This is a genomic window from Stenotrophomonas sp. 2YAF22 (assembly GCF_052114665.1).
Classification (GTDB): Bacteria; Pseudomonadota; Gammaproteobacteria; order Xanthomonadales; family Xanthomonadaceae; genus Stenotrophomonas; species Stenotrophomonas indicatrix.
Map to the genome: position 1 here is coordinate 1 of NZ_JBFRFE010000113.1, position 8,779 is coordinate 8,779.

At 66.5% G+C, this 8,779-nt stretch carries 9 protein-coding genes; 7 read left to right on the forward strand and 2 right to left on the reverse strand.

Going from position 1 to position 8,779, the window contains the following annotated elements:
- Positions 1-577, forward strand: a 577-nt coding sequence (locus AB4Y84_RS06800; RefSeq protein ID WP_442249912.1) for a nucleoside recognition domain-containing protein, incomplete at its 5' end; no start/stop codon positions are given.
- Complete coding sequence (locus tag AB4Y84_RS06805; protein WP_363733131.1) at positions 577-831, forward strand: DUF6587 family protein; 255 nt, start codon at positions 577-579, stop codon at positions 829-831. The genes AB4Y84_RS06800 and AB4Y84_RS06805, both read left to right, overlap by 1 nt.
- A 204-nt stretch (positions 832-1,035) precedes the next feature.
- Here AB4Y84_RS06805 and AB4Y84_RS06810 read toward each other — a convergent pair whose 3' ends face one another.
- Entirely contained in the window at positions 1,036-1,617 is a 582-nt protein-coding gene (locus tag AB4Y84_RS06810) for an NAD(P)H-dependent oxidoreductase (RefSeq protein WP_312786980.1), read from the reverse strand.
- Positions 1,618-1,672: 55 nt separating this feature from the next.
- On the reverse strand, positions 1,673-2,068 hold the full coding sequence (locus AB4Y84_RS06815) for a MerR family transcriptional regulator (protein ID WP_080148926.1): 396 nt from the start codon (positions 2,066-2,068) through the stop codon (positions 1,673-1,675).
- Between the two features lie 159 nt (positions 2,069-2,227).
- Here AB4Y84_RS06815 and dapB point away from each other — a divergent pair, with 159 nt between their 5' ends.
- From dapB to greA, 5 genes are all read left to right on the forward strand, one after another.
- Positions 2,228-2,956, forward strand: coding sequence for a 4-hydroxy-tetrahydrodipicolinate reductase (gene dapB, locus AB4Y84_RS06820; protein WP_363733133.1), 729 nt, complete (start codon positions 2,228-2,230; stop codon positions 2,954-2,956).
- 334 nt (positions 2,957-3,290) lie between these two features.
- The gene (gene carA, locus AB4Y84_RS06825; RefSeq protein WP_442249913.1) at positions 3,291-4,421 is read left to right on the forward strand and encodes a glutamine-hydrolyzing carbamoyl-phosphate synthase small subunit; all 1,131 of its coding nucleotides are present in this window, start codon (positions 3,291-3,293) and stop codon (positions 4,419-4,421) included.
- Complete coding sequence (locus tag AB4Y84_RS06830; RefSeq protein WP_442243480.1) at positions 4,421-4,975, forward strand: hypothetical protein; 555 nt, start codon at positions 4,421-4,423, stop codon at positions 4,973-4,975. Before carA ends, AB4Y84_RS06830 begins: the two co-directional genes overlap by 1 nt.
- Positions 4,976-5,029: 54 nt before the next feature.
- Positions 5,030-8,272 (forward strand): carbamoyl-phosphate synthase large subunit, encoded by a 3,243-nt coding sequence (gene carB / locus AB4Y84_RS06835; RefSeq protein ID WP_442249914.1) that lies wholly within the window; start codon positions 5,030-5,032, stop codon positions 8,270-8,272.
- A gap of 8 nt (positions 8,273-8,280) precedes the next feature.
- The gene (gene greA, locus AB4Y84_RS06840) at positions 8,281-8,745 is read left to right on the forward strand and encodes a transcription elongation factor GreA (protein WP_025874725.1); all 465 of its coding nucleotides are present in this window, start codon (positions 8,281-8,283) and stop codon (positions 8,743-8,745) included.
- Positions 8,746-8,779 lie beyond the last annotated feature (34 nt).

The following is an 8,779-nucleotide window of genomic DNA, read 5'->3' on the forward strand; positions in this document are numbered from 1 at the left end:
GATGCTGGAGCTGCCGTCGTACCGCATTCCGCATCCGCGCGACCTCGCCGTCGGCCTGTACGAGCGCGGCATGATCTTCCTCAAGCGTGTCGGCGGCATCATCCTGGCGCTGACCATCCTGCTGTGGTTCCTGCTGTCGTTCCCGGGCGCGCCCGCCGACGCGACGATGCCGGCCATCGACTACAGCTACGCCGGCCAGATCGGTCATGCGATGACCGCGATCTTCGCGCCGCTGGGCTTCAACTGGCAGATCTGCATCGCCCTGATTCCGGGCCTCGCTGCGCGCGAAGTAGCGGTGTCCTCGCTGGCGACGGTGTATGCGCTGTCGGCCGCCGATGATGATGCGGCGATCTCCGCACTGTCGCCGGTGGTGGCCGACGGCTGGTCGCTGGCTACCGGCCTGGCCCTGCTGGTGTGGTTCATCTACGCGCCGATGTGCATTTCGACGCTGGCCACCATCAAGCGCGAGACCAACTCGTGGAAGACGATGGGCTTCTCGGCGTTCTACCTGTTTGCTGCGGCCTATGTCGCGGCGCTGATCACCTACCAGGTGACCGTGGCGCTGGGAGGCGGCTGATGGACGCCGGCCTGCTGGTGCAGTACCTGATCATCGCGGTGGCCGTGCTGGCCAGTGCGTGGGTGGTGTTGAAGAAGCAGGCGCCCGGCACCGTGCGCAAGCTGCGCGGCGCGCTGGCACTGGCGCTGCTGAAGCCGGGCCGTGCGGCCTGGCTGCAGGCGCTGGGCCGGAAGATCGCGCCGCCGGCCACTGGCGGTGGCGGTGCGTGCGGCGGCTGCGACAGCTGCGGACCGACGCCGCCGAAGCAGCACTAGAGAGGCGTCTGGGCGCTGCCCTGGTGGGTGCGGACCTTCCCTGGTGGGTGCGGACCTTGGTCCGCACTGCCGATTGATCATCCACGCATGGCGTGGATCTACGCATCCCCAGCGCTGCCCTCCAGCGGTGTCGGAATTGATCATCCACGCATGGAGTGGATCTACGTTGCAGGCAGGGTGAGGCGACCGGTTCGCGGCTATGCCTCAACCTGCCCGCGTGCCAAGCTCCGCTGCCAGTGCCAACCAGCGTTCGCGCTGTTGCGGCGTGCTGCTGCGCACCGGGCCCAGCCGGCTGACCCGCACCGGGCGGATGCCGCAGAACTCAAGGATGGTGGCACGGATCTGGGTGATGCCCGGATCGCGGTAGATCCAGCGGTAGTACCAGGGCGGCGTATCCAGCGTGGTGATGACCCGCGCGCTGCGCCCCGCCAGCAGCCGGTCCCACCACACCGAATCGCGACGGTAGCGGAAGGCGAAGCCCGGCAGCAGCACGCGGTCGAAGAAGCCCTTCAGCAGTGCCGGCATCGCGCCCCACCAGGTCGGGTAGACCAGCACCAGGTGGTCGCAAGCCTGGATCGCGTCTGCTGCATCCTGCAGGTCGGTTTCCAGTGGCTGGATCTGGCGATAACCGTGGCGCAGCACCGGGTCGAACTGCAGTTCACCCAGGGCGATCATGTGCACGCGGTGGCCGGCGTTGCGGGCGGCGGTCGCGTAGCGGTGGGCGAGGGCGCCGCACAGGCTGTCGCGGTCGGGATGGCCAAGCAGGATCAGGATGGAACGGGACACGGCAGTCTCGGAGGCTGGAAGGCGACCGACGTTGCGCTATGCCCCAAGGGCAGAGTCAAACCCCGCCAGGGCAGCCAGCGGGAGCCAGCACGCAGGTGCCATCGCCCTGCTGCAGCCATTGCCGCAGCTCGTCACCCACCTGCTGTAGTTCGACCTCGACGCGGGCAAGCCGCTCGCGCTCGGCGGCAATCGCAGTGCGCTGGCGCTCCAGCAGGGCGAGCACGGCTGGCCAGTCCAGCTGGCCGTCGCCACGCTGCAGGCGGGTGATGGCGGCCAAGCCGATGCCCAGCCCCAGTGCCTGCCGGATCAGCTGCACCCAGGCCACGTCCTGCTCGCTGTAGTCGCGATAGCGGTTCAGGCGCGGCACTGGCGGCAGCAGGCCGCGTGCCTCGTACAGGCGGATGGCCTTGGCGCTGGCGCCGGTGCGGCGGGCGACTTCGGAAATGCGCACCGTTTCAGCCCTGCATCCGCGCAGGCGGCATGACGGCGTCAGCGCTTGGCGCGGGCGGTTTGCAAAGGTGCATGGGGTGCGGGCCAGCGCTTGAAGGGGCACGCAGCGTAGCAGCGACAGTGCTTGCCGGACCATGCGTGCTGCCGCTAGCCTGCGTGCATGAACCAGACTCCCCTGCGATTGCTTATTCACGGCGCCTCCGGGCGCATGGGCCAGGCCCTGTTGCGGCTGGCCGCCGAACATCCTGATTCCCTGCAGATCGTCGCTGCGGTGACCGGCCGTGCGCCGGCGCAGCGGGTGATCGACGGCGTGCCGTTCTTCGCGGCCAGCGAGTTGCCGGGGGCGCCGGTGTTCGATGTGGCGATCGACTTCAGCCTGCCCGAGGGCTTCGATGCGCTGCTGGCACTGTGCGTGGAGCGCGGTGCGGGACTGGTATCGGGCACCACCGGTATTTCCAGTGTGCAGCGCCAGGCACTGGAAGCAGCGGCGGCGAAGATCCCGCTGGTGTGGGCGTCGAACTTCAGCCTGGGCGTGGCGGTGCTCGATGAGCTGGTGGAGCGTGCGTCGCAGGCGCTGGCCGGCTGGAACTGCGACATCGTCGAATCGCACCATACGCAGAAGAAGGACGCTCCCTCGGGCACGGCGTTGACCTTGGGCGCCGCGGCGCAGCGGGGCGGGGCCGAGCCGCAGTACGCCAGCCTGCGCGCCGGAGACATCGTCGGCGAGCATCTGGTGCAGTTCACCGGCCTGGGCGAGCGCATCGAACTGGTGCACCGGGCCACCAACCGCGACATCTTCGCCCGCGGGGCGCTGTTTGCTGCTCGCCAGCTGCAGGGTCGGGCGGCTGGCAGCTACCGGGTAAGGGACCTGCTGGACGGGCCCGGGTAACGGTCCCGGGTCGATGGTAGATGCCAACCTTGGTTGGCAGCCGTTGCTGAACGCGCCAACCAAGGTTGGCGCCTACCGGAGCCGGGCAGGTCGGATGGCAGCGGCCCGGTCATCGGCCTGCATACGCACCCGGATTGAAATGAATGCGCAATCGCCTGTTCATGAATGGCGATAACCGCTGGCGCGAGCGCCCCGGCACCGCTACAATTCGCACTCGCCGAATCACGAAAGCCGGACCGGTCCCAGACCGTACGTCCGCGCTTTTTTGCAACCGGATTTCCGTGAAGCGCAGGCGTGACTTCGGCACCCCCTCGGTAGCCAAAGTGAGAATTCCGTGACCCAAGCCGCAATCCTCGTCCTCGAAGACGGCACCGTATTCGAGGGCGAATCCGTAGGCGCGCCCGGCCTGTCCGTCGGTGAGGTGGTGTTCAACACCGCCATGACCGGCTACCAGGAAGTGTTGACCGACCCGTCCTACGCCCGGCAGATGGTCACGCTGACCTATCCGCACATTGGCAACACCGGCATGACCGACCAGGACAATGAAGCGTCCAAGGTGTGGTCGGCCGGCCTGATCGTGCGCGACGTACCGCGCCGCCCGAGCAGCTGGCGCAGCCAGGTGTCGCTGCAGGACTGGCTGATCCAGCGTGGCGTGGTCGCCATCGCCGGCATCGACACCCGCAAGCTGACCCRCATCCTGCGCGAGAAGGGCGCCCAGAACGGCGCGCTGATGGCTGGCGACGACATCGATGTGGAAAAGGCACTGGAAGCGGCCCGCAAGTTCCCGGGGCTGAAGGGCATGGATCTGGCCAAGGTCGTGACTACCGACAAGACCTACGTCTGGACCGAGGGCCAGCTGGACCTGGATGCCAACGCCTTCGTCAGCGTGCCGGCCCAGTACAAGGTCGTGGCGTACGACTTCGGCGTGAAGACCAACATCCTGCGCATGCTGGCCGAGCGCGGCTGTGAGGTCACCGTGGTGCCGGCGCAGACCCCGGCCGCTGAAGTGCTGGCGCTGAAGCCGGACGGCGTGTTCCTGTCCAACGGCCCGGGTGACCCGGAACCGTGCGACTACGCGATCGCCGCGATCAAGACCTTCATCGACGTGAAGATCCCGACCTTCGGCATCTGCCTGGGCCATCAGCTACTGGGCCTGGCCTCGGGCGCGAAGACGATCAAGATGGGCCATGGCCACCACGGCGCGAACCATCCGGTGCAGGACCTGGACAGCGGCCGGGTGATGATCACCTCGCAGAACCACGGCTTCGCGGTGGATGAAGCGACCCTGCCGGCCACCCTGCGGGTGACCCACCGTTCGCTGTTCGACGGCACCAACCAGGGCATCGCCCGCACCGATGTGCCGGCGTTCTCGTTCCAGGGCCACCCGGAAGCCTCGCCGGGCCCGACCGACGTCGGTCCGCTGTTCGATCGTTTCGTGACCTTGATGGCCGAGGCCAAGGCTTGATGCGCAGCGTCGCTCTGCTGCTGTCGCTGTGCTGCGCCGCGGGTGCGGCACAGGCCGCTCCGGCGTCCGACGCCGACGTGGCTGCGGTAGTGAAGACGCTGGGCATGGGCTCGCTGGGCACCACCATGGCCAGCCTGGTGATCGACAGCACGCCGGCGTTGAAGGCGTTGCCGGATGCCGACCAGGCATGCGCGCAGGCACCCGTGCGCGATCTGCTGGATGCACAGTTCCGCCGTTCGATCATCCAGGGTCTGGGCAGCGATGGCGATGTGGTGATCGCCGAATGGTCGCGCTTCCTGGCCACGCCCGCGGGCCAGGCCCTGTCGACCACGTTCGCCAATTCCACCCCGGAAAATACCGAGGCCAAGGCCGGCGCCGGTCTGGCTGGCGCGGACCGCGCACAGCTTGCCGCCTTCATGGCCAGCCCGACGTACCGACGCATGGTGGCGTCGTTCGAAAGTGGGCCGGCGATTCCAGAGGATCTGGACGCGCAGTTGGCCAAGCCGTTGCAGGACCAGTGCCGGATTGCGCTGAAACCCGAAGAGATTTCCTGATCGACAGCGTGCGATCACTCCCCCTTGTCACGCTGTACTGACTTAGAGAAGAAAATGCCCAAGCGCACTGACCTCAAGACCATCCTCATCATCGGTGCCGGCCCGATCGTCATCGGCCAGGCCTGTGAGTTCGATTACTCCGGCGCCCAGGCCTGCAAGGCCCTGCGTGACGAGGGCTACCGCGTGGTGCTGGTCAACAGCAATCCGGCCACGATCATGACCGACCCGGAGATGGCCGACGCCGTCTACATCGAGCCGATCAACTGGCAGACCGTCGAGAAGATCATCGCCAAGGAGAAGCCCGACGCGCTGCTGCCGACCATGGGTGGCCAGACCGCGCTGAACTGCGCGCTGGACCTGGCCGACAACGGTGTGCTTGAGAAGTACAACGTCGAGCTGATCGGCGCCAAGCGCGAAGCGATCATGATGGCCGAAGACCGCGAGCTGTTCCGCGTGGCGATGAGCGAGATCGGCCTGGAGTGCCCGACCGCTGCCGTTGCCCATACCCTGGACGAAGCGCTGGAGATCCAGACCCGCGTCGGCTATCCGACCATCATCCGCCCCAGCTTCACTTTGGGCGGCAGTGGCGGCGGCATTGCCTACAACCGCGAAGAGCTGATCGAGATCGTCAACCGCGGCCTGGAACTGTCGCCGACCACCGAAGTGCTGGTCGAAGAGTCGGTGCTGGGCTGGAAGGAATTCGAGATGGAAGTGGTCCGCGATAMCRMGGACAACTGCATCATCGTCTGCTCGATCGAGAACCTGGACCCGATGGGCGTGCACACCGGTGACTCGATCACCGTGGCCCCGGCGCAGACCCTGACCGACAAGGAATACCAGCGCCTGCGCGATGCCTCCATCGCCGTGCTGCGCAAGATCGGCGTGGACACCGGTGGTTCGAACGTGCAGTTCGGCATCAACCCGGATACCGGCCGCGTGGTGGTGATCGAGATGAACCCGCGCGTGTCGCGTTCCTCGGCGCTGGCGTCCAAGGCCACCGGCTTCCCGATCGCCAAGGTCGCGGCCAAGCTGGCCGTGGGCTACACCCTGGACGAACTGAAGAACGAGATCACCGGCGGCCTGACCCCGGCCTCGTTCGAGCCGTCCATCGACTACGTCGTCACCAAGATTCCGCGCTTCGCTTTCGAGAAGTTCCCGGCTGCCGATGCACGCCTGACCACCCAGATGAAGTCSGTSGGCGAGGTGATGGCGATGGGCCGCACCTTCCAGGAATCGATGCAGAAGGCCCTGCGTGGCCTGGAAACCGRCAAGGTCGGCTTCGACCCGACCGGCCTGGACCTGACCAGTGAAGACGATCTGCAGACCCTGCGCCGCGAGCTGAAGGCGCCGGGTCCGGAGCGCCTGTTCTTCGTCGCCGACGCGTTCCGTGCCGGCATGAGCGTGGAGGACATCTTCAAGCTGTCCTACATCGATCCGTGGTTCCTGGACCAGATCGAAGAAATCATCGCCGCCGAGACCCAGGTCGCGGCCGATGGGATCGATGCACTGGATGCGGCGCGCCTGCGCAAGCTCAAGCGTGCCGGCTTCTCCGACGCGCGCCTGGCCCAGCTGACCGGCACCAACGAAGCGGCCGTGCGCGCGCTGCGTCGCGCACACAAGGTGCGCCCGGTGTACAAGCGCGTGGACTCCTGTGCCGCCGAGTTCTCCACTGGCACCGCCTACCTGTACTCGACCTATGAGGACGAGTGTGAAGCCGCGCCGAGCAACCGCGACAAGATCATGATCCTCGGCGGTGGCCCGAACCGCATCGGCCAGGGCATCGAGTTCGACTACTGCTGCGTGCACGCGGCACTGGCGCTGCGCGAGGATGGCTATGAAACCATCATGGTCAACTGCAACCCGGAAACCGTGTCGACCGACTACGACACCTCCGACCGCCTGTACTTCGAGCCGCTGACTCTGGAAGACGTGCTGGAAATCGTCGAGCTGGAACAGCCCAAGGGCGTGATCGTTCAGTACGGCGGCCAGACCCCGCTGAAGCTGGCGCGCGCGCTGGAAGCCAACGGCGTGCCGGTGATCGGCACCTCGCCGGACTCGATCGACCTGGCCGAAGACCGCGAGCGCTTCCAGCAGCTGGTGGACAAGCTGGGCCTGAAGCAGCCGCCGAACCGCATTGCCCGCAACGACCAGGAAGCCCTGCTGCTGGCGCGTGAGATCGGCTACCCGCTGGTGGTGCGCCCGAGCTACGTGCTGGGTGGCCGCGCGATGGAAATCGTCTATGGCGAATCCGACCTGGCCCGCTACGTGCGTGATGCGGTGAAGGTATCCAACGATTCGCCGGTGCTGCTGGACCGCTTCCTCGACAATGCCGTCGAGTGCGACGTGGACATCATCGCCGACGCCCAGGGCAACGTCCTGATCGGTGGCGTGATGGAGCACATCGAAGAGGCCGGCGTGCACTCGGGCGATTCCTCCTGCTCGCTGCCGCCTTACTCGCTGTCGGCTGAAACCCAGGCCGAGCTGCGTCGCCAGGTGGTCGAGCTGGCCAAGGCCCTGAACGTGGTGGGCCTGATGAACACCCAGTTCGCGATCCAGACCGATGAGGAAGGCAACGACACCATCTTCCTGCTGGAAGTGAACCCGCGTGCCTCGCGCACCGTGCCCTTCGTGTCCAAGGCCACCGGCATGCCGCTGGCCAAGATCGCGGCCCGCTGCATGGCGGGCAAGACCCTGGAAGAGCAGGGCGCCACCAAGGAAATCGTGCCGGACTACTACTCGGTGAAGGAAGCGATCTTCCCGTTCGCCAAGTTCCAGGGCGTCGACCCGATCCTCGGGCCGGAGATGCGCTCCACCGGTGAGGTGATGGGCGTGGGCCGCAGCTTCAACGCCGCCTTCGCGCGCGCGCAGGAAGCCGGTGGCATCAAGGCGCCGCCGGTGGGCAAGGCGTTCGTGTCGGTGCGCGACCCGGACAAGAAGCGCGTGCTGCCGGTGGCCAAGGCCCTGCTGGCACGTGGCTACAGCCTGGTTGCCACCCGTGGCACCGCAGCGTGGCTGCAGCAGCACGGCATGGACTGCGAGATCATCAACAAGGTGGTCGAGGGTCGCCCGCACATCGTCGATTCGATCAAGAACGGCGAGATCGTCTATATCGTCAACACGACCGAAGGCCGTGCCGCGATCAACGACTCGTTCTCGATCCGTCGCGAGGCACTGCAGCACCGTGTCACCTATTCGACCACCATTGCCGGTGCCAAGGCGCTGGTGGATTCACTGGAATTCCGCGGTACCGGCCCGGTCTGGTCGCTGCAGGAACTGCACAAGGAGTTGAACGCATGAGAGCACCCATCACGATGAAGGGCGCGCAGCGTCTGCGCGACGAACTGGATCACCTGAAGTCGGTCAAGCGTCCGAAGGTGATCGCCGCGATCGCCGAAGCGCGCGAGCACGGCGACCTGAAGGAGAACGCCGAGTACCACGCCGCGCGCGAGGAACAGGGCTTCATCGAAGGCCGCATCAAGCAGCTGGAAGGCGAGCTGTCGCACGCCGAGATCATCGACGTGAGCAAGCTCAATGCAGGCTCCAAGGTGGTGTTCGGCGCCAGCGTGATCCTGGCCGACGTGGAATCGGACGAAGAGAAGAAGTACCAGATCGTTGGTGATCTGGAAGCGGACATCAAACTCGGCCTGATCGCGATTTCCTCGCCGGTCGCCCGCGCGATGATCGGCAAGCTGGAAGGTGACTCGATCGTGATCGATGCGCCGGCCGGCCAGCGCGAGTACGAGATCGTCAGCGTCAGCTACCAGGACTGATCCGTGGCGACGGCAACCCTGCTGTTGCCGGCAC

What these genes read in the sequence shown, in the direction of transcription:
- dapB (WP_363733133.1), top strand. Translation starts at nt 2,228, where the DNA reads ATGAACCAGACTCCCCTGCGATTGCTTATTCACGGCGCCTCCGGGCGC.
- AB4Y84_RS06830 (WP_442243480.1), top strand. Translation starts at nt 4,421, where the DNA reads ATGCGCAGCGTCGCTCTGCTGCTGTCGCTGTGCTGCGCCGCGGGTGCG.
- AB4Y84_RS06805 (WP_363733131.1), top strand. Translation starts at nt 577, where the DNA reads ATGGACGCCGGCCTGCTGGTGCAGTACCTGATCATCGCGGTGGCCGTG.